A 1,421-nucleotide genomic window follows, 5' to 3' on the forward strand; every position below is an offset into this window, starting at 1 on the left:
ACAACTGGTTTAGTTGCTTTTTGAACTTTGACTTCAACTATATTAGATACCGGACTCACACAATCAGCTACTTTACAAACTGCCGAGTAAGTAGTAGTAACCGCAGGTTTAACTACTATTGAGTTACCGGATTTTCCGTTAGACCAAATTATTGTACCAGTTGTACAGCCGGTTGCAGTGAGTGTAATATTCTCTGGCTCACAAATAACTGTTTTAGAAGCCGCTACAACAAGTGCCGGAAGATTACATCCTGTTCCACAGTCCGTAGTTTTTATTTCAATAACTACCGGTTGAGAATTAGGACTAACTCCACATGTATTGGTACACTTCACTGTATACGAACCTGCTATTTTAACTTTAATGCTATTTCCAGTAGCTCCGGTGCTCCAAGTAACCGTTCCATTACAACCATCTGTACTTAATGTGGCTGAATCGCCCGCACAAATTTTGGTAGCAGATGCTGTTATAATAGGTGCAGAAGGGGTACCTCCAACGGTGATAACTACCGCATCAGATGGTAAACTAGTACCGCATGAGTTAGTACAAGTAGCTGTATAAGAACCAGCAGTTTTTACGAAAATACTTGCTCCTTCTTTACCATTGCTCCATTTAACAGTTCCGCTACAAACGCTTGCTGTTAATTTAGCTGAATCAACTCCACAAATACTTGTTTTGTTGGCCACCACAATCGGTCCTGCAGGGCGTCCTCCAGTTTCAATTTTGATAATATTTGAAGCTAGGCTAGTTCCGCATGAGTTTTTACACTTAGCTGTATAACTTCCTGCTCCAACTTGAATCATATCGCCCGTGGCTCCTGTGCTCCATTCGATAGTTCCTGTGCATCCTACTGCTACCAATCTCGCTTTTTCAGTATCACAAACATTTACTCTATCTGTAGTAATTAATGGAGCATTTGGCACAGCACCTATAGAAATCTTCACGATGTTACTATTTCCGCTCTCTCCGCAAGTGTTTACACAAATGGCAGCATAGTCACCCGCTTGTGAAACCTTCACAGTAGTACCAGTTGCATTGTTAGACCATTTAACTGTACCTGTACATCCTGTTGCTGTAAGAGTAATTTCTTCATTACCACAGATTTCATTCTTGCTAGCCGTCACAATCGGTGCTACTGGTGATTGACCTGTGGAAATAGTTACTGCGTTAGATACAGGTGATGTTCCACAACTGGTTGTACAAGTAGCTGTATATGTTCCTGCTACTACTTCTTTTGTAGTTCCTACTCCCAATCCTCCAGACCAAGTAATTGTTCCTCCTTCACAACCAGCGGCTGTAAGAGTGGCCTTGTCTGTTCCACAAATCGAAGTTTTGTTCGCTACGATTGTTGGAGCTGCTGGTGATTGACCTGTTGTAATATATGTTCCCGCCGCTACTTCTTTGGTAGTTCCTACTCCCAATCC

1 pseudogene is annotated in these 1,421 nt (G+C 42.0%); it reads right to left on the reverse strand.

Annotation, left to right across the window (positions count from 1 at the left end):
- Positions 1 to 1,421 (reverse strand): annotated as a pseudogene (locus tag EGI31_RS14700) (hypothetical protein); the annotation flags it as partial.

It is taken from the genome of Lacihabitans soyangensis, assembly GCF_024343775.1.
In the GTDB taxonomy this organism is placed as follows: domain Bacteria; phylum Bacteroidota; class Bacteroidia; order Cytophagales; family Spirosomataceae; genus Leadbetterella; species Leadbetterella soyangensis.